General features: G+C 68.7%; 17 protein-coding genes. 9 read left to right on the plus strand and 8 right to left on the minus strand.

The genetic code is table 11. The annotated features are described in order from the left end of the window. Position 1: 1 nt before the first annotated feature. Positions 2 to 1,150, minus strand: coding sequence for an efflux RND transporter periplasmic adaptor subunit (locus tag ACW9UL_RS04055; RefSeq protein ID WP_457789062.1), 1,149 nt, complete (start codon positions 1,148 to 1,150; stop codon positions 2 to 4). A 179-nt stretch (positions 1,151 to 1,329) separates the two neighbouring features. On the opposite strand from ACW9UL_RS04055, the gene ACW9UL_RS04060 reads away from it, so the two are divergent. Then, a complete protein-coding gene (locus ACW9UL_RS04060; protein WP_031302949.1) occupies positions 1,330 to 1,965 on the plus strand; it encodes a TetR family transcriptional regulator in 636 nt (211 codons plus the stop codon). Between the two features lie 6 nt (positions 1,966 to 1,971). Here ACW9UL_RS04060 and ACW9UL_RS04065 read toward each other — a convergent pair whose 3' ends face one another. From ACW9UL_RS04065 to ACW9UL_RS04075, 3 genes are all read right to left on the minus strand, one after another. Next, a complete protein-coding gene (locus tag ACW9UL_RS04065) occupies positions 1,972 to 2,151 on the minus strand; it encodes a hypothetical protein (protein WP_021443408.1) in 180 nt (59 codons plus the stop codon). Between the two features lie 31 nt (positions 2,152 to 2,182). Further along, positions 2,183 to 3,550: a PAS domain-containing protein gene (locus tag ACW9UL_RS04070; RefSeq protein ID WP_457789064.1), complete on the minus strand. Its 1,368-nt coding sequence runs from the start codon at positions 3,548 to 3,550 to the stop codon at positions 2,183 to 2,185. 77 nt (positions 3,551 to 3,627) lie between these two features. After that, positions 3,628 to 4,644, minus strand: coding sequence for a zinc-binding alcohol dehydrogenase family protein (locus ACW9UL_RS04075; RefSeq protein WP_457789065.1), 1,017 nt, complete (start codon positions 4,642 to 4,644; stop codon positions 3,628 to 3,630). Between the two features lie 102 nt (positions 4,645 to 4,746). Here ACW9UL_RS04075 and vimR point away from each other — a divergent pair, with 102 nt between their 5' ends. From vimR to ACW9UL_RS04095, 4 genes are all read left to right on the plus strand, one after another. Then, positions 4,747 to 5,664 (plus strand): transcription regulator VimR, encoded by a 918-nt coding sequence (gene vimR, locus ACW9UL_RS04080; protein ID WP_457789067.1) that lies wholly within the window; start codon positions 4,747 to 4,749, stop codon positions 5,662 to 5,664. Positions 5,665 to 5,731: 67 nt separating this feature from the next. Beyond that, complete coding sequence (locus tag ACW9UL_RS04085; protein WP_457789069.1) at positions 5,732 to 6,118, plus strand: DUF2946 domain-containing protein; 387 nt, start codon at positions 5,732 to 5,734, stop codon at positions 6,116 to 6,118. A gap of 79 nt (positions 6,119 to 6,197) precedes the next feature. Further along, complete coding sequence (locus tag ACW9UL_RS04090) at positions 6,198 to 7,601, plus strand: PepSY-associated TM helix domain-containing protein (RefSeq protein ID WP_457789071.1); 1,404 nt, start codon at positions 6,198 to 6,200, stop codon at positions 7,599 to 7,601. Between the two features lie 89 nt (positions 7,602 to 7,690). After that, entirely contained in the window at positions 7,691 to 8,170 is a 480-nt protein-coding gene (locus ACW9UL_RS04095; protein WP_457789073.1) for a copper chaperone PCu(A)C, read from the plus strand. 37 nt (positions 8,171 to 8,207) lie between these two features. Here ACW9UL_RS04095 and ACW9UL_RS04100 read toward each other — a convergent pair whose 3' ends face one another. Further along, positions 8,208 to 10,172 carry a methyl-accepting chemotaxis protein gene (locus ACW9UL_RS04100; RefSeq protein WP_457789075.1) on the minus strand — a complete coding sequence of 655 codons (1,965 nt, stop codon included), beginning with the start codon at positions 10,170 to 10,172 and terminating at the stop codon, positions 8,208 to 8,210. 104 nt (positions 10,173 to 10,276) lie between these two features. Further along, positions 10,277 to 11,890, minus strand: coding sequence for a diguanylate cyclase (locus ACW9UL_RS04105; RefSeq protein WP_457789077.1), 1,614 nt, complete (start codon positions 11,888 to 11,890; stop codon positions 10,277 to 10,279). Between the two features lie 265 nt (positions 11,891 to 12,155). Between ACW9UL_RS04105 and ACW9UL_RS04110 the strand changes: the two genes are divergently transcribed. From ACW9UL_RS04110 to speA, 4 genes are all read left to right on the plus strand, one after another. Then, a complete protein-coding gene (locus tag ACW9UL_RS04110) occupies positions 12,156 to 13,217 on the plus strand; it encodes a DUF2333 family protein (protein WP_457789079.1) in 1,062 nt (353 codons plus the stop codon). After that, on the plus strand, positions 13,217 to 13,756 hold the full coding sequence (locus ACW9UL_RS04115; protein WP_457789080.1) for an NUDIX hydrolase: 540 nt from the start codon (positions 13,217 to 13,219) through the stop codon (positions 13,754 to 13,756). The genes ACW9UL_RS04110 and ACW9UL_RS04115 overlap by 1 nt, the downstream gene beginning before the upstream one ends. Before the next feature lie 236 nt (positions 13,757 to 13,992). Continuing rightward, entirely contained in the window at positions 13,993 to 14,364 is a 372-nt protein-coding gene (locus ACW9UL_RS04120; RefSeq protein WP_397496076.1) for a translation initiation factor Sui1, read from the plus strand. 122 nt (positions 14,365 to 14,486) lie between these two features. Beyond that, on the plus strand, positions 14,487 to 16,400 hold the full coding sequence (speA, locus tag ACW9UL_RS04125) for an arginine decarboxylase (protein WP_021442309.1): 1,914 nt from the start codon (positions 14,487 to 14,489) through the stop codon (positions 16,398 to 16,400). A 48-nt stretch (positions 16,401 to 16,448) separates the two neighbouring features. On the opposite strand, the gene ACW9UL_RS04130 is transcribed toward speA, so the two are convergent. Continuing rightward, positions 16,449 to 17,168 (minus strand): DUF4198 domain-containing protein, encoded by a 720-nt coding sequence (locus ACW9UL_RS04130; protein ID WP_457789082.1) that lies wholly within the window; start codon positions 17,166 to 17,168, stop codon positions 16,449 to 16,451. A 13-nt stretch (positions 17,169 to 17,181) separates the two neighbouring features. After that, on the minus strand, positions 17,182 to 19,242 hold the full coding sequence (locus tag ACW9UL_RS04135) for a TonB-dependent siderophore receptor (protein ID WP_457790907.1): 2,061 nt from the start codon (positions 19,240 to 19,242) through the stop codon (positions 17,182 to 17,184). Positions 19,243 to 19,308: the final 66 nt, after the last annotated feature.

Below are 19,308 nucleotides of genomic sequence, written 5' to 3' on the forward strand. Positions count from 1 at the left end.
GTTAGCCCTTGCCGTTGCCCGGGGCGGCGTCCTGCGCCACCTCGTCGGCCTTGATATTGCGCGCCGGCACGGTCTTGACCTGGGTGCCGGGCTGGATGAACTGCAGGCCCTCGGTGATCAGGCGGTCGCCCTCGGCCAGGCCTTCCTCGACCAGCCAGGCGTTGCCGGCGGTGCGCTCGGCCTTGAGCAGGCGCTGTTCGACCTTGCCGTCGGCGTCCACCACCAGCGCCACCGGCTCGCCCTTGAGGTTGCGCGTCACGCCCTGCTGCGGGGCGAGGATGGCGTCGCGCTTGACCCCGGAGAGCAGCTCGGCATGCACGAACATGCCCGGCAGCAGCAGGTGGTCGGGGTTGGGGAACACCGCGCGCAGGGTCACCGAGCCGGTGCCTTCGTCCACCGCCACCTCGGAGAACTCCAGGCTGCCCTCGTGGGCGTAGCGGCTGCCGTCCTCCAGTTTCAGCGCGACCCTGGCGCCGCCGTCGCCGGCCTTCTGCAGCTGGCCGCTGGCCAGGTCGCGGCGCAGGCGCAGCAGCTCCTTGCTCGACTGGGTGACGTCGACGTAGATCGGGTCGAGCTGCTGGATGGTGGCCAGGGCGGCGCTCTGGCCGTTGCTCACCAGGGCGCCTTCGCTGGCCGCGGATCGGCCGATGCGGCCGCCGATCGGCGCCAGCACCTTGGTGTAGCGCAGGTCGATGCGCGCCTGCTCCAGCGCCGCCTCGGCCTGCAGGCTGGCGGCGCGCGCCTCGTCGTAGGCCTGCTGGCTGACGGCCTGGTCGGCCACCAGCAGCTTGTAGCGCTCGGCCAGGGCGCTGGCCGACAGCAGGGTGGCCTGGGCGCTCTTGAAGCTGGCCTGATAGCTGGCCGCATCGATCTGGTACAGCTGCTGACCGGCCTTGACCTCGCTGCCCTCGGTGAACAGACGCTTCTGGATGATGCCAGCGACCTGCGGGCGCACCTCGGCGATGCGGTAGGCGCTGGTGCGGCCCGGCAGTTCGCTGGTCAGGGCGTAGGGTTGCGCTTGCAGCGTCACCACCCCGACTTCGGGGGCCTGTTGGGTCTGCGGGGCGCTGGCTTCCTGGCAGCCGGAGAGGCTGAGCAGGGCCGCAGCAATGGCGGAAACCATGACGGCGAAGGCTGGCTTCGTGTGCATCTGAGGTGACCTCGTTTGTCGAATCTGGTGCCCGGAGGGGCGGGGAGGGCAGTAACTGAGAACCAATGGCGGCGAATATACTTACGTACGTGAATGTTTGTAAATGCCTAAAACTGCCTTCATACTCCAGCCCGGCGCTCTAGCGAGCGGCTATTGGGCGATACAGGTAGGCGCGGAAAATGGTCAGACGAACCAAAGAAGAAGCCGAGGCGACGCGGGTGCAGATACTCGATGCCGCCGAACGGGTGTTCCACGCCCAGGGCGTTTCGCGCGCCTCGTTGGCGGAAGTGGCCAAGGCCGCCGGGGTCAGCCGCGGCGCCATCTACTGGCATTTCGACAACAAGCTGGACCTGTTCCAGGCCATGCTCGAACGCCTGCGTCTGCCGCTGGAAGAACTGGCCCGGGCCAGCGAGAGCGAGGACGAGCCGGACCCGCTGGGCTGCATGCGCGAACTGCTGGTCAAGGCCCTTACCCGCCTGGCGCAGGACGCGCAGAGCCGGCGCATCCACGACATCCTGCGTTACAAATGCGAGTACACCGGCGAGCTGGTCGGCCTGCGCGAACGCCTGCAGGCGCTCAGCGCCGAGTGCGACCAGCGCATCGCCAGGGCCCTGGGCAACGCGGTGAGCCGCGGCCAGCTGCCGGCGCAGCTGGACTGCCGGCGCGCGGCGGTGTGCCTGCACGCCTACATGGAAGGGGTGGAAGCCAACTGGCTGCTGGTGCCCGATTTCGACCTGGCTGCGCAGGCACCGGCGCTGGTGGACGCGGTGCTGGACATGCTGCGCAGCAGCCCGGCATTGCGCAGCCCGGCCTAGGCTGCTTCAGCTCGCCTGGCTGTGCTGCCGCCAGGGCAGGGCATGTGGCGCGCGCAGGCGCGCCTCGAGGGTGGCGACGAACTGGCGGGCCTCGCCTTCGCTGCGAAAGCTCACGCTGTGTTGATCCAGACGTACCTGCCAGAGGGTCTGGCCGGTCTTGTTCAGCGGCTGAATGAGGATGTTCATGCTGCACCACCTCTTGGGGGGAGCAGCAATCTTAGTCCGCCGGCTTGGCAGTTTCCTGACCTGGATCAAGCAGCCGACCATCGGCGCGTAGGCTGCCGTGCAGGCCGTGGCGCGGTTCGCTGCCGGTGGCCAGGCGCAGACTCACCGGCAGCGGTTCGGCGCCGGCGCGCAGCAGCAGGGCCGGGCCCTGCCAGTGGCTGCGGTGGCCCGCGAGCAGGGCGGCGATGGTCGCCTGCAGCGGCTCGCCCGCGGGATCCCGCAGGTAGTCGCCCAGCGGCAGGCCCAGGCAGCTGTGGCCGGGGCGCCCGCTCAAGCGATCCCAGGCCGGGTTGAGGAAGGTCAGGCGGCCCTGGCTGTCGGTCAGGCACACGGCATCGTCGATCTCCTGCACCAGCTCGCGGTAGCGCAGCTCGGACACCTGCAGCTCGTCGCGGGCGCGGCGCTGCTCGGTGAGGTCGATGTCGATGCAGTACATCTCCGCCTGGCCGCGGCTGTTGCGCAGCATCACGTGGCTGGAGAACACCCAGACCAGGCTGCCGTCCTGGCGCTGCAGCTGGATCTCTGCGGCGGGAATCACCGGTCCGCCCAGGTGCCAGGCCTGGATCGCCGCCACCACCTGACGGCGTTCGGCCTCCGGCACTATCAGTTCCTCCAGGCGCCGGCCGAGGGCGTCCTGCAGGCGGTAGCCGTACAGCTGCTCGCTGGCCGGGTTCCAGAAGATCACCCGGCGCTCGCGGTCGTAGCCCTGCACGGCGATGCGCGGGGTCTGCTCGAACAGCTGGCGAAAGCGCTGCTCGCTTTCGCGCAGAGCCTGCTCGTCGCGCTTCTGCGCGCTGATGTTCTGCAGGGTGCCGAGGGCATGGCCGGGGCGATCCGCCTCGCCGTGCAGCAGCAGCCAGTATTCGCCGTTGTCGCGCGACTGGCGCAGGCGCAGGCTGAGGTGCAGGGCCTGGCCCTCCTGCAGCAGCGCCAGCAGGGCGCGGCGCGCCGCCGGGCGGTCGCCGGGATGGATCAGGGCGAGCAACTGGTCGAGATGGCGCGGCGCCTGGGCCTCGCTCTGGCCGAGCAGCTCCAGGGCTTCCTCGCCCCAGCTGAACTGGCCGTCGTAGTCCCAGCTGCCGAGGGCGGCGTTGCGCTGCGCCTGCTGCAGCATGCGCGTGCGCAACTGCAGGGCGTCGTAGAGCCGCGATTGCTGGGCCAGGGCGTAGCGGGTCAGGGCGTACACCAGCAGGCTGCTGAACGCCACGAACAGCAGGCCCTTGGCGGTCTGCCAGACGGCCTGCAGGCCGGGGTCGGCGACCAGGGCCTGCAGCGCGCCGTCGCTGAAGACGATCCACAGCACGCCGAAGGCGCAGTAGATGGCGGTCAGATACAGGGGGTGGGCCAGTTTACGACGCATGACAAGACTCGCACTGAGGCGCCAGCGGGCGCCTCAGCAAGTCTAGCTGGCCTATTGCGAGTGGTGGCGAGAGGCTATCAAAAGCCTTCGAGGACGATCTTGCCCCGCGCCTGGCCGCTTTCCAGCAGGGCGTGGGCGCGGCGCAGATTGGCCGCGTCGATGCGGCCGAAGTGCTCGCCCAGGGTGGTCTTCAGCACGCCGCTGTCCACCAGCGCGGAGACCCGCTGCAGCAGACGGTGCTGCTCGATCATGTCCTCGGTCTGGAACAGCGAGCGGGTGAACATCAGCTCCCAGTGCAGCGACAGGCTCTTGCGCTTGAGCAGCATCACGTCCAGCGGCTGCAGCGGGTCGTCGATCAGCGCCAGGCGGCCCTGCGGCGCCAGCGCCTCGACCAGCTGCGCGAAGTGCTGGTCGGTCTGGGTCAGGCTGGCGACGTGGCTGACCTGGCCGAGGCCGAGGCGCGCCAGTTCCGCGGCCAGCGGCTGGCTGTGGTCGAGCACCTGATGGGCGCCCAGTTCGCGCACCCAGGCCTGGGTCTGCGGCCGCGAGGCGGTGGCGATCACCTGCAGTTCGGTGAGCTGGCGCGCCAGCTGCACCAGGATCGAGCCGACCCCGCCGGCGGCGCCGACGATCAGCAGGCTTTGGCCCTGGCTGGCCTGGCCTTCGCCGACCTGCAGGCGCTCGAACAGCAGTTCCCAGGCGGTGATGGCGGTCAGCGGCAGGGCGGCGGCCTCGGCGAACGACAGGCTGGCGGGCATGTGGCCGACGATGCGCTCGTCGACCAGGTGCAGCTCGCTGTTGGCCCCGGCGCGGTCGATGGCGCCGGCGTAGAACACCCGATCGCCGGGTTGGAACAGGCTCACCTCGCTGCCCACCGCCTGCACCACGCCGGCGGCGTCCCAGCCCAGTACCTTGGCCGTGCCGTGTTCCGGGGCGACGTTGCGGCGGATCTTGGTGTCCACCGGGTTGACCGAGATGGCCTGCACCGCCACCAGCAGGTCGCGCGGGCCGGGGGTGGGGGCGGGCAGTTCGACATCCTGCAGGGCGTCGGGATGCTCGGCGGGCAGGGACTGGTAATAGGCGACGGCTTTCATCGGGGCGAGCTCCGCGGGAGAGGGTGTCGCCATGCTCGGCTATTTCACAAAGGCGAAAAAGCGCGTAGGAATAGAGTCTCTTTCATTATTTTTTTGAAAATCATGCTGCGTTTCGACGACCTGCAACTCTTCGTCCGCACTGCCGAGACCGGCAGCCTGTCCGCCGCCGCGCGCCTGCTGGAGGTGTCGCCGGCGGTGGCCAGCGCCGCGCTCAAGCGCCTGGAACAGCAACTGCAGGTGCGCCTGCTGGCCCGTTCCACCCGCAGCCTGCGCCTGACCCCGGAAGGCGAGCTGTTTCTCGGCCATGCGCGCCTGGCCCTGCACAGCCTGGAGGACGGTCGCCGGCAGCTGGCCGGCAGCAAGGCCGAGATCGGCGGCGTGCTGCAGCTGTCGGTGCCCTCGGATTTCGGCCGCAACACCCTGCTGCCCTGGCTCGACGCGTTCCAGCGCGAGCATCCGCAGCTGCACCTGCGCCTGCTGCTGGGCGACCGCGTCGCCGACCTGTTCCGCGAGCCGGTGGACATTGCCCTGCGCTACGGCGCGCCGGAAGACTCCAGCCTGGTGGCGCTGCCGCTGGCGGCGGACAACCGCCGCGTGCTGTGCGCCGCCCCGGCCTACCTGGCGCGGCATGGCGCGCCGCAGACGCCGGAGGCGCTGGCCGAGCACAACTGCCTGCTCTATATGCTCGGCGGGCGGGTGCACGAGCGCTGGCGCTTCCACAGTGGCAAGCGCGAAATCGCCCTGACGGTCACCGGCGACCGGGTCAGCGACGATGCCGACGTGGTGCGCCGCTGGGCGGTGGCGGGGCAGGGGCTGGTGTATAAATCCTGGCTGGATGTCGCCGGCGACGTGCGCGCCGGGCGCCTGCAGCTGCTGTTGCCGCAGTGGCGCGGCGAGCCGACCCCGCTCAACCTGGTCTGCGCCCACCGCGCGCAGCTGAGCCGGCCGGTGCACCTGCTGCGCGAGTTCGTCCAGGCGCGCTGCGCCGAGCTGCTGGCGCATGCCCCCTGGCGCGGCTAGGCTTGCACTCGGCTGCGGCAATCCACCGCAGTGTCGCGCCGCCATCGCCTGTTTAGAGTCGCGCCCCATGAAACTGGCCCGCAAACACCGCTCGCTGACCGCCTGGCTGCTGTACTTCAGCATCCTGTTCGGCGCGTTCGTCTGCGCCATCAGCCACGGCCAGATGGCCGGCCTGCAGCTCAGCGGGCTGGATGGCCAGTACTGCTCCTTCGAGGGCAACTTCGGCGCCGGCGCCGATCTCGACGGCTCCGGCGTGGTCGCGCCCAATCCGGCCACCGGCTCCGGTTGCGCCCTGAGCAGCAGCTTCAGCGCCATCATCCTCGCCGCCTTCCTCGGCCTGCTCGGCCTGCTGCCGGTCAGTCGCGCGCTGCCCGGCGTCAGCCTCGTGGTCCGTCGCCCGCTCCGCTACCTCTGGCCCTCGGCCAACCCCCGCGCTTCTCCGTTGTTCGCCTGATCAGCCTGCCCCTGGCGGGGCATTCCCCACCATGCGAATAGTGCGTCGCGCGGCATGCGCGCGACGCTGGAGAACTCCCATGTCGTCACCCTCCGATGCCGTTGCAGGGGCTCGCATGCGCGCGCAGCCCGCTTTCTACAACCTGGTCTGGCGCTGGCATTTCTATGCCGGGCTGTTCGTCATCCCCTTTATGGTCATGCTGTCGATCACCGGCATGATCTACCTGTTCAAGCCACAGCTGGACCAGTGGCTGTACGCCGATCTGCTGCAGGTGCCGGCGGGCGAACGGCCCCTGGATGCCGACCGCCAGCTGGCCATCGTCCGCGCAGCCTATCCGCAGGCAGCGGTGAGCAAGTACCTGCCGCCGGTGGCGGAGGATCGCAGCGCGCAGTTCGTGATCGGTCAGGACGGACAGGAACTCAATCTGTTCCTCGACCCCTACCGCGGCACGCTGCTCGGCGTGCAGGACGCCAGCTGGAACCTGCAGGCGGTGGTGCGCAAGCTGCACGGCGATCTGCTGCTCGGCACAGTCGGCGACCGCCTGATCGAACTGGCCGCCGGCTGGGGCGTGGTGCTGGTGGTCTCCGGCCTGTACCTCTGGTGGCCGCGCGGCAGCGGCGGCGCCGGCGTGCTGTGGCCGCGCCTGGACGCCCGCGGGCGTCTGCTGTGGCGTGATCTGCACGGGGTCACCGGCTTCTGGGGCAGCCTGTTGCTGCTGTTGATGCTGCTCACCGGGATGACCTGGACCGGCTTCTGGGGCGCGCAGTTCGCCGGCACCTGGAACCACTTCCCCGCGGCGATGTGGGACGCGGTGCCGAAGTCCGGGCAACTCACCGGCAGCCTCAACGACAGCCGCCAGCAGACCGTGGCCTGGGCGGTGGAAGTGACGCCGCTGCCGGCCTCCGACCCGCATGCCGGGCAGCATGGCCAGCGTCCCGCCGGCGCGGCCGCGGCGCCGCAGATCGGCCTGCAGCAGGTGGTCGACACGGCCGCGGCGCAGGCTGTGCAGCCGGGTTACAGCATCAGCTTCCCGCGCGGCGCCGAAGGCGTCTACACCGTCGCCCTGTTCGCCGACGACCCGCGCCACGACGCCACCCTGCACCTGGATCAGTACAGCGGCGCGCTGCTCGCCGATGTGCGCTGGCGCGACTACGGCCTGGTCGCCAGAACGGTGGAGAGCGGGGTGAAGCTGCACGAGGGCAAGATGTTCGGCCTGGCCAACCAGCTGCTGATGGCGCTGGTCTGCCTGTTGATCCTGTTCGGCGCGGTCAGCGGCCTGCTGCTCTGGTGGCAGCGCCGCCCGGCCGGTCGCCTTGGCGTGCCGCCGCTGCGTCACGACCTGCCGCGCTGGAAGGTCGGGGTGGCGATCATGCTGGCGCTCGGCCTGGTCTTCCCGCTGGTCGGCGCCTCGCTGCTGCTGATCTGGCTGCTGGATCGCCTGCTGGCGCGGTTGCCGGCCTGGCGCCGGCTGGCCAGCGACTGATGCGCCACCTTTATCGCGGCGCCCCGGCCCTGGCCGGCGTCGCCGGATTCATTCAGGCTACGGCCGACTATCGCAACTGGAGGAACACCATGCTGCCGAACAAATTCCTGCTGCTGGGCGCGCTGCTCGGCGCCAGCCTGCTGGCCCAGGCCCACGACTACCAGGCCGGCGACCTGCATATCGACCACCCCTGGTCGCGCGCCATGCCGCCGGTGGCGCCGACCGCCGCCGCCTACTTCGTGGTGCACAACCGGGGCCGCGAGGCCGATCGCCTGCTCGCCGTCAGCACCCCGGTGGCTGGCAAGGCCGAGCTGCACGAGCATGTGCACGAAGGCGAGGTGATGAGGATGCAGCAGGTGCAGGACGTGACCATCCCCGCCGGCGGCGAGGTGCAGTTCGCGCCCATGGGCTACCACGTGATGCTGTTCGAGCTGAAGCAGCAGGCCAAGGACGGCGAACGCTTCCCGCTGACCCTGACCTTCGAGAAGGCCGGCCAGGTCGAGGTCGAGGTGGCGGTGCAGCAAGAGGCGCCGATGGTCGAGGCCGCCCATGAGCATCACCAGCACTGAGGCGAGCGCAGCGGCAGTGCCCGGCTGACGCACGCGTCTAGACGCGAAACACCTGCACCGCACTATGCAGCTGCCCGCCCAGGTGCAGTAGCTGCTCGCCCTGGTCGCGGCTGCGGCCGATGCGCTGCAGGTTGTCGCCGCCGAGCTGGTGGATGCGTTCGCCGTGCTCGCGGATTTCGCCGACCGCCTCGCTCTGTTGCGCGGTGGCGTCGGCGATGCGTTCGGCCATGCTGGCGATGGTGCGGATTGCCGCGACGATTTCGTCGAGCGCGCCGTCGGCCGCCTCGGCCTTGCCGGCGGTGGCCTCGGCATGTTCGACCTGGGCGCGCATGGCGCTCACCGACTGGCGCGCGGCCTGCTGCAGGCGGCCGATCAGCTCCTGGATCTCGGCGGTGGCGCTACCGGTGCGCTGCGACAGCGAACGCACCTCGTCGGCGACCACGGCAAAGCCGCGGCCGGCCTCGCCGGCCCGCGCCGCCTCGATGGCGGCGTTGAGCGCGAGCAGATTGGTCTGCTCGGCGATGCCGCGGATCACCGTCAGTACGCCGCCGATGGTGGCGGTCTCCTCGGCCAGGCGCTCGATCGCCTGGGCGTTGTCCTGCACCTCGCCGACCAGCGCGTGCAGCCCTTCCAGGCTCTGGCCGATGACCCGCTGGCCCTGCTCCAGGGCGCGGTCGGCGTCGCGGCTGGCGTCGGCGGTCTGGCTGGCGTCCTGCGCCACCTGGCCGATGGTGGCTTCCAGTTCGCTCAGCGCGTCGCGGATCAGCGCGGTGTCGCCGGCCTGGCGCTCGGCGCCGGCATGCAGGCCGCCGCTGAGCTCGGCCAGGGTGCGACTGGAGCCGGCGACCTGCTCGGCGTGGCCGCGGATGCTGGCGACCAGCTCGACCAGGTAGCGGCGCAGGTGATTGAGCGAGTCCTCGATATCGCGCAGCTCGCGGGTGCGCGCGCCGATGGCGATGGGCGTGGCGAAGTCGCCGCGGGCCCAGGCCGACAGCGCCGGCACCAGCTGGCTGAGCACCCGGGTCAGGCGCCGCTGGATGCTGTCGATGGTCAGCGCGATCAGCAGGATCAGGCCGATCATCAGGCCCTGGATCAGCCGCACGTCGCCCTGGATGCGCGCGTACTCGGCCTTGACCTGCGGCTCCAGGGCGGCCAGCGCCTGCTGCAGCTGGTCGATGCGCGCGCGGGTGGCGGCGGCCAGTTGCTGGCGCTGCTCGACCAGCTCGCGGGTGCGCTGCAGCTCGGCCGGGTAGCGGCGTACCAGGGCGGCGAAGTCGCGCTTGAGGGCGACGCCACGATCTTCCGCCTGGCTGGCGCTGCTGTCGTCGGCCAGGCCGAGCAGGGCGGCGAAGCCGACGCTGGCCGAGTCCGAAGCCTCCGCCACACCGAGCAGCGGCAGGCTGTCGAGGCGCCCGGCCTGTGCGCCGAGGGCCTTGAGTTCGCGTTCGATATCGGCCAGCAGCTCGTTGCGGCCCTGGGCAACGAAGCGACCGCGGGCATGGCCCAGGCGCGTCAGGTGTTGGCTGGCGTCGAACAGCGGGCGGCGGTAATCCTGCGCTGACGCCCCCGTGGCCGAGTCGGCGTACTGCGCCAGCTGCTCCAGCGCGCCGCCCATCTCCCGTTCGGCCTGCAGCAGCAGGCCCTGCGGGTCGCCGGCCAGCTTGCCGGCGGCGAGCAGCTCGCCTGCGCTGAAGGTGCGCAATTGCTCCAGGCTCGGCCGCAGCTCCTCGGCCAGCGGCGCCGGTAGCTCGTCGAGCGCCAGCTCCAGGCCGTCGATGGCCTGGCCCGCGGCGCTGTGGCGCAGGGCGTCGCCGCTGGCCAGGTAGGCCTGGATATTGCCGGCCACGTCCTGCTGGAACTGCTGGGACAGCGCCAGGTAGCGCTCCATCAGCTGGAACGGCTGTTGCAGCGCGCGCTGCGACCACCACAGAGTCGCCGCCAGGGCGACGCAGACGGTGACCAGCAGCAGGGTGTTGAGGTTGGTGAGCAGCTTGAGACGCATGGCGGGCTCGATCGACGGCTGAACGATGCCCGCGAGCCTATTGCGGTTTGGTTACAGGCTGATGACGTTGTGCGTTGCGTCACGTTCCGGCGACCGGCGAGCCGTCACGCGCCGCGGTACAGCTCCACCCGGTTGCGGCCGCCGTGCTTGGCCCGGTACAGCGCCTCGTCGGCCTGCTTGGACAGGGCGTTGCCGTCCAGGCCCGGCTGCAGCATGGCGATGCCGCAGCTGAAGGTGCAGGAGAGGTCCTGCGGCTGCGCCGGGTAGTGGATCTCGGCGAAGCGCTGGCGGATTTCCTCGAGCACCCGCAGCGCCGATTGCTCGTCGGTATCGGGCAGCACCACGGCGAATTCCTCGCCGCCGTAGCGGCCGATATGGTCGGTCTTGCGCAGGCGCTGCTTGAGAAACAGCGCCAGGCTCTTGATCACCCGGTCGCCCATGGGGTGGCCGTAGCTGTCGTTGACCCTCTTGAAGTGGTCGATGTCGAGCATGGCGAAGGCCAGCGGCTGCTCGTCGCGGCGCGCGCGGAAGCAGGCGTCTTCGAGCAGCTGCAGGGTGTGGGTGTGGTTGTACAGGCCGGTCAGGCTGTCGCGCACCATGCGCGCCTTGAGGTTGCGCGCGCGGGCGGCGCGGTTGCGCACGGTGGCGATCAGATGGCGCGGCTTGATCGGCTTGGTGAGGAAATCGTCGCCGCCCTCACTCATGGCGTCGAGCTGCTTGTCCAGGTCGTCTTCGGCCGACAGGTAGATGATCGGCACGCTGACGTAGCGGTCGTTGTGGCGGATCACCTTGGCCAGCTCGGTGCCGCTGCACTCGGGCATGTACATGTCGAGGATGATCAGGTCGGGCTGGAACTCGGCCAGCGCGTCCATCGCCTGGATCGGCTCGGTCAGGGTGTGGGTGAGGATGCCGGCGCTGTTGAGCACGCGCTCGGTGTGGGTGGCCTGGGCCTTGGAGTCGTCGACGATCAGCACCTTGTAGGGATCGTACTGGGCGACGTGGGTCAGCACCTCGATGCGTTCGAGCAGACTGGAGGCGTCCAGCGAGCCGGTGAAGAACTCCTGGCCGCCGGCGCGCACCGCGGCCAGGCGGGTCGGCGTGTCGGTGTCGCGGTGGCTGAAGAACAGCAGCGGAATCTTCTGCTCCAGGCCCTGCTGCAGCGAGTCGGCCAGCGCCAGGCCGGCACCGGCGAAGTCGACGTCCATGACGATGGCGGCCGGGTGGCGCTCGGCGATCGCGGCGCGAAACGCCGCGGCGTCTGTCAGCGCCTGCGCGGCCAGGCCGAAGAACTCCAGCTGCTGGGCCAGGCGCTCGGCGCGGGCGGTGTCCTGCAGGGCCAGGTAGACCGGCTTGCGCAGCGGCGGCAGGAAGGTCTGCTCGAACGCGTCGCCGTGGCGCAGGCCGGTGCGCGACAGGCGCTGCATGGCCAGGTTGAGCTGGCCGATCAGGCTGCTGTTGAGGCGTCCGCGGTTGTCCGCCACCGCCATCAGGCTGGCGGCGATGGCCTCGGCCAGCTGGGCATGCTCGGCCTGCTCGAAGCGCTCGGCGTAGCGCAGCAGGCGCAGGTTGGCCTCGCCCAGTTCGGCCATGCCGGCGTCGTTCCATTCGCTGCGCTGCAGGCGCTGCCAGACTTCCAGCACCTGGCGCGCCTGATGGATCACGCGCTGGGCGAAGTGATGCTTGAGGCGATCGCGACTGGGGTCTGGGTGCTCGGTCATGGGCCGACTTCTTTAAATGACTGGGTCAGTGGTGGCTCGATGCTATCACTTGGCAGCGGCGCTGACAGTGCCGTCGATCAATTGGCGTCGTGTTTTCTGTCGAATAGGCGACATAAACCTAGCTTTTTCCCACTGACTTGCCACCGGCGGTAAGTTTGCCCGTGCGCCCTGCGCTTTGCGGCGTGCTTGCCTTATAGTGCGGACACGCAACCCGTTGTCCGGGGCGCGGTCGAACATTCGAATTTGCTGAAGGAAGGACACTGCCATGCTGGACTGGAAGAATCGCGCGGCGAGCTCGCCCGACGCCGCCGCCAAGGCCGCCACGTACGCAGGCGAGCGCAGCGGCGCCAGCCTGATCGGTCGCGCGGTCGGCGGACTGCTCGGCGTCTACCTGCTGCTGGCCCTGGTGGTCGGCTGGTACTGGAGTCAGGAGCCGTCGGCCTTCCCGGTGCAGCAGCGGGCCCAGGCCGCGGCGGAGCAGGCCAAGCGCCAGCTGGTCGGCGGCTACACCACGGTGGAGACCCTCAAGCAGGTGGCCGGCACCCTGCTGGACAAGCCCGGCGGCTACCTGTCCAACGACCTGGCGCCGCCCGGCCTGTGGCTGGACAACATGCCGAGCTGGGAGTATGGCGTGCTGGTGCAGGTGCGTGACTTCTCCCGCGCCCTGCGCAAGGACTTCGCCCGCTCGCAGTCGCAATCCACCGAGGACCCGGACCTGGCCCAGGCCGAGCCGCGCTTCCACTTCGACAACAAGAGCTGGGCGCTGCCGGCCTCGGAGTCCGAGTACCGCGAAGGGATCAAGGCGCTGGATCGCTACCTGGCCCGCCTGGCCGATCCGAGCAAGCAGAACGCGCAGTTCTATACTCGCGCCGACAACCTCAACAACTGGCTGGGCGACGCCGGCACCCGTCTCGGTTCGCTGTCGCAGCGGCTGTCCGCCAGCGTCGGTCAGGTGCGCCTGAACACCGAGGTGCTGCCGAGCGAGCCGGACGCCACGGCGGTGGGCGAGGGCGGCATCTACGAGACGCCCTGGCTGCAGATCGACAACGTGTTCTACGAGGCGCGCGGCCAGGCCTGGGCACTGGCGCACCTGCTGCGCGCGGTCGAGGTGGACTTCGCCGACGTGCTGGCGAAGAAGAACGCCACGGTCAGCGTGCGGCAGATCATCCGCGAGCTGGAGGCGGCGCAGGAAACCCTGTGGAGCCCGATGATCCTCAACGGCAGCGGCTACGGCCTGCTGGCCAACCACTCGCTGGTGATGGCCAACTACATCTCGCGGGCCAATGCGGCGATCATCGACCTGCGCCAGCTGCTGAGCCAGGGCTGATGGCGGCGATCTCCGAGGCGGAAGCGGCGCATCGCGCCGCCTCCGACGCCGAGCGGGTGGCCTGGGTCGACGAACAGGACCGGCCGCTCGGCGGGGTGTCGCGCGCCGAGCTGCGCGAGCGCCGGCTGATCGGCCGCGGCACCTATATCCTGCTGTTCAACTCGGCCGGCCTGCTCTGCGTGCACCGGCGCACCCTGAGCAAGGCGCTGTATCCCGGCTACTGGGACGTGGCCGCCGGCGGCATGGTGCTGGAAGGCGAGGCATACGCCGAGTCGGCCGAGCGCGAACTGGCCGAGGAACTGGGCATAGTCGACGCCGAGCTGGTCGAGCATGCGCATTTTCTCTACGACGCCCCGGAAAGCCGGCTGTGGTGCATGGCCTACTCGGCGGTGTCGGATGCGCCGCTGGTGCTGCAGCCGGAAGAAGTGCTGGAGGCGCGCTTCATCAGCGTCGAGCAGGCGCTGGAGGAGACCCGCCGCTTGTCCTATTGTCCGGACTCGCTGGCCGCGCTGGAGCGTTACCTGGCGGCAACCGGGTAGCCCGGATGCAATCCGGGGTGTCAGGCATTCCGAGCACGCCGTGCGCGATGACGAACGGCGTCGCCAAAGTGCCGCACAATGACGCAAATCCGTACTTAGCAAGCGCCGCCTTTGCCGTTACACTGCGCGACCTTTTCAGCGGACGTCTGTCCGCTTGCGCTGCCCCTGCCAGAGTGGGGCTTCGCGGTCGACGCCCGTCGACCAGTCGCTATCCTGACCCCTACGAGGACAAGCCGGTGGTCAAGAAAGCTTCGTCATTTTCCGCCCTGAGCGGTCTCGTCTATTCCACCGACACTGGTCGGCATTGCCCTGGCTGCGGCCAACCGGTGGACGCCTGCAGCTGCAAGCAGAGCCAGCTTCCCGCCGGTGACGGCATCGCCCGTGTACGCCGTGAAACCAAGGGCCGTGGCGGCAAGACGGTGACCACGGTGAGCGGTGTGCCGCTGGCCGAGGAGCCGCTCAAGGAGCTGGCCAGCGCGCTGAAGAAGCGCTGCGGCACCGGCGGCGCGCTGAAGGACGGGGTGATCGAGATCCAGGGCGATCATGTCGAGTTGCTCCTCGCGGAACTGAGCAAGCGCGGTTTCACCGCGAAGAAGTCCGGCGGCTGAAGCGTCATTTCCTAAACTTCGATGCTGCTCATGCGGTCAACCGCCGAGCAAACGTCATCTTGCATCCTTAATTTCCAGGCTGGCCACCTAGAGGGCCAGACTCATTCTCATGGGAGAACCCGATGTCCGCACGACGCACCCGCAAAGACGACGGCAGCCAGTGGACGGTAGCCGACAGCCGCAGTGTCTACGGTATTCGCCATTGGGGCGCCGGCTATTTTTCGATCAATGATGCCGGCCGCATCGAGGTGCGTCCCAACGGCCCGGACAGCGCGCCGATCGACCTCTACGACCAGGTCGATGAGTTGCGTCAGAGCGGTCTGTCGCTGCCCTTGCTGGTGCGCTTCCCGGACATCCTGCAGGACCGCGTACGCCGTCTGACCGGTGCCTTCGACGCCAGCATCGAGCGCCTCGAATACCAGAGCCGCTACACCGCGCTGTACCCGATCAAGGTCAACCAGCAGGAGGCGGTGGTGGAGAACATCATCGCCACGCAGAACGTCTCCATCGGCCTGGAAGCCGGCTCCAAGCCCGAGCTGCTGGCGGTGCTGGCGCTGGCGCCGAAGGGCGGCACCATCGTCTGCAACGGCTACAAGGACCGCGAGTTCATCCGTCTGGCGCTGATGGGGCAGAAGCTCGGCCACAACGTGTTTATCGTCATCGAGAAGGAATCCGAGGTGCGCCTGGTGATCGAGGAGGCGGCCGAGCTCAAGGTCGCGCCGCAGATCGGCCTGCGCGTACGCCTGTCCTCGCTGGCATCAAGCAAGTGGGCCGACACCGGCGGCGAGAAGTCCAAGTTCGGCCTGTCCGCCGCGCAGATCCTGCAGGTGGTCGAGCGCTTCAAGGCCGCCGGCCTGGATCAGGGGATTCGCCTGCTGCATTTCCACATGGGCTCGCAGATCGCCAACATCGCCGACTACCGCAAGGGCTTCCGCGAGGCCATCCGTTACTACGGCGAGCTGCGCGCGCTGGGCCTGCCGGTCGATCACATCGACGTCGGTGGCGGCCTGGGGGTGGACTACGACGGCACCCACTCGCGCAACGCCAGCTCGATCAACTACGACATGCAGGACTACGCCGATGCCGTGGTCGACATGCTCAAGGAGTTCTGCGACCGCCAGGAAATCCCCCATCCGCACATCTTCTCCGAGAGCGGCCGGGCCATGACCGCGCACCACGCCGTGCTGCTGGTGCAGGTCACCGACGTCGAGCGGCACAACGACAAGGTGCCGGAGATCGATGCCAGCGTCGAACAGCCGGAAGTGCTGCAGGTGCTGATCGAGCTGCTCGACGACAGCGACCCGGAGATGGTCGCCGAGACCTACTGGCGCGCCACCCACTACATCGAGGAGGTGGCGGCACAGTACTCGGCGGGCAAGCTCGATCTGCCGCAGAAGGCCCTGGCCGAGCAGTGCTACTTCGCCATCTGCCGGCGCCTGTACAACCAGCTCAAGGCGCGTCAGCGTTCGCACCGCGCGGTGCTCGACGAGCTCAACGACAAGCTGGCGGACAAGTACATCTGCAACTTCTCGGTGTTCCAGAGCCTGCCGGACACCTGGGCCATCGGCCAGATCCTGCCGATTCTGCCGCTGTCGCGGCTGGACGAGGAGCCGCTGCGCCGCGCCGTGCTGCAGGACCTGACCTGCGACTCCGACGGCAAGATCCGCCAGTACGTCGACGAGCAGTCGATTGAGACCAGCCTGCCGGTGCACGAGGTGCGCGAGGGCGAGGACTATGTGCTGGGTATCTTCCTGGTCGGCGCCTACCAGGAGATCCTGGGCGATATGCACAACCTGTTCGGCGACACCGACTCGGTGAACATCTATCAGAACGCCGACGGCAGCGTGTACCACGCCGGCATCGAGACCCACGATACCATCGAGGACATGCTGCGCTACGTGCACCTGTCACCCGAGGAGCTGATGACCCACTACCGCGACAAGGTGGCCAGCGCCAGGATCAGCGCCCGCGAGCGCACCCAGTTCCTCGACGCCCTGCGTCTGGGCCTGACCCGCTCGTCCTACCTGGCCTCCTGAGTCCCCTGACCGCGCGCCGCCCTGGGCGCGCGGTCAGGCCGACCGCGGTTATTCGTGGTGCGCCTGGCCGAGGAAGGTCAGCGAGGCGAACAGGCCGCGAGTCTCGATATCCGCATCGTTCGCCACCGGCAGGCTGACCTCGGCGCTGATGATGTTCAGCCCCTGGTTGCGCACCGGTACCTGCGCGCGACCTTCGGCATCGGTCACCGCGCTGACCTGGTGCGGTGCGCCGCGGTAGTCGCCGACCAGCTCGACGCCCGCCAGCGGCTTGCCGTCCACCAGCACCCGCACCGGCAGCGACTTGCCCGGGCCGACCTTGAGCGGGTCGGTTTCCGGCAGGATGACCATCTTCAGTTGATTCAGCGCCGGCAGCTGGGCGCCTTCGGCGTAGATCGCCAGGCTGTACTTGTAGGTGTGCAGCGACTGGGTCGAGTTCGCCACCTGGCTGCGACCCTGGTTGATCCATTGGCCGTCCGGGGTCTTCGACCAGGCGCCGTTGTCCAGCGCCACACCGAGCACGGCGGGGGGCTTCAAGGGTTGCAGGCGGGCGTGGTCGCTCAGGCGCTCGACGCTCACCGGGATCATCTTGCCGGCGGCGTCATAGGCCCAGGCGCCGCTGATCTTCTCGGCCTTGAAGACGTTGTCCTCGGCGCCGTGGCCATAGACCACTTCGATGTTGCCGCGACGCTGTTCGGTCCACAGACCGTGGGCAAGGACGTTGCCGCTGGCGAACAGGCCGGCGAGGAGCAGGTAGGCAGGGATACGCATGTGAAACTCCGATTCAGAGGTTGAGGGTCAGGTTGACGCTGAGGTTGCGGGGCTCGCCGGGCAGTACCCAGACGCTGTTGAACGAGCGCTCGTAGTACTTGCGGTCGAAAAGGTTGTTGAGGTTCAGGCCCAGGCTGAGGTCCTGGGTGGCCTGCCAGCGTGCGAGCAGGTCGACCGTGGTGTAGGCCGGCAGCTCGAAATCGCTGCCGGTCTGCCCGGAGCGGTCGCCGACATGGGTGATCGCGGCGCCCAGCTCCGAGCCTTGCAGGGCGCCGCCCTGGAACTGATAGACGCCCATCAGGCTGGCGCTGTTGCGGGCGATGCCGAGCAGGTCGCTACCCTCGGGAATGCTGTTGTCCGCGGTCACTTCGGCGTCGATGTAGGCGTAGGCACCGATAATCCTCACGGCCTCGCTGAGCTGGCCGCTGATCTGCAGGTCGAGGCCCTGGCTGCGCGCCTTGCCGGCGGCGATGCTGTCGCCGGGACTGTTCGGGTCGGCGGTCAGCACGTTTTCCTTGTCGATATGAAACAGCGCCACGGTGGCGCCCAGACGGCTGTCGAGCAGGTCGAGCTTAAGCCCCGTTTCATAGCCGAGACCCTTTTCCGGTTTGAACACCTGGCCCTGAGCGCCGATGGCATTGGGTTTGAACGACATCGAGGCATTGGCGAACACGCCGACCTCTGGCGTCAGCTGATAGAGCAGGCCCGCGCGCGGGGTGGCGACATCCTTGCTCTGCTCGTTGCTGACCCGCGTGCTGCGGTTGCGCGCAGTCTGCTCGAAACGCTCCAGGCGCACGCCGAGCAGGCCGCTCCAGCGCTCGCTGAAGGCGATCTGATCCTGCAGGTTGAGGGCGTAGCTCTCGGTATGCTCGTGGAAGTCGTTGGGATTGACGATCGACGGCTTGGGCTGGCCGTAGACCGGGTTATGGATGTCCTGGCCGTAGCCCAGGCCGGTGACGCTCTGCGGGTACTTCTGGCTGTTGCGGTAGTTCTCGTACTCCAGGCCCATCAGCGTCTGGTGCTGCCAGCCGGCCAGCTCGAACTGGCCGTGCAGTTCGGCCTGGGTGATGCTGTCGTTCCACTCGAAACTGCGCTCGCGATAGAAGCGCGTGACCTGGTCGCCGATCAGCCGCGACGGCTCCGAGCTGTTGCCGTCCAGCGTGCCCTGGCTGTAATGGCTGGCCAGGCGCAGTTTCCAGGCATCGTTCAGATAATGCTCGAGGCTGACCTGCAACAGCTGGTTGTCGTTGCGGATCTTGCCGTCGTTGGGCTCGCCGAGAAAGGTCGAGCGCTTGACCGCGCCCATCTTGCCGTCGACCGCCGGAATGCCACGGTCGAACACCGAGTCGGTGCGCGAGAACTCGCTATCGAGGGTCAGCAGGGTGTCCGGCGACAACTGCCAACTGAAAGTCGGATTGACGATCTGCCGCTGGTTGCCGACGTGGTCCCGAAAACTGCCGTTGTCTTCCACTGCCAGGTTGACCCGCGAGAGCAGGGTGCCCTCGTCGTTTAGCGGCGTATTGACGTCGAGACTGCTGCGGTAGCGATCCCAGCGTCCGGCGCTGGCCTTGAACTGGGTGAAGGGCTCCAGTTGCGGGCGCTTGGTGACGATATTGACCAGGCCGCCGGGGTCGCCGCGGCCGTAGAGTGCCGCGGCCGGGCCCTTGAGCACCTCCAGGCGCTCGATGGCCGAGGCGTCCGGCGAGCTGTAGCTGCCGCGGTTGATGGCGAAACCGTTGCGGTACAGCTCGCCGGTGGTGAAGCCGCGCACGCTGTAGTTGAGGAAGGTCAGGCCGCCGAAGTTGTTCTGCCGCGACACGCCGCCGGCGAAATCCAGGGCGCGGTCGATGCGCGTGCTGCCGAGGTCGTCGAGCACCTGGGCGGGCACCACGGCGATGCTCTGGGGAATCGCCTCGATGCGCGTGTCGGTGCGGGTGGCGCTGGCCGAGCGCGTGGCGCGGTAGCCCTGCACCGGACCGTCAGCCAGCTCGGCGTCGGCGCTGATGATGCTGTCCTCGAGCTGGGCGGGAGATGGCGTGGCGAGGGCGCTGGGAGCCAGCAGGCTGGCAAGCAGGGCAAGGGTGGCGCGCAAGGGAAGGCTCCTGTCGATGGGATTTAATGTAATAACATAACATTAAAC

The organism is Pseudomonas sp. PL-6, assembly GCF_054110165.1.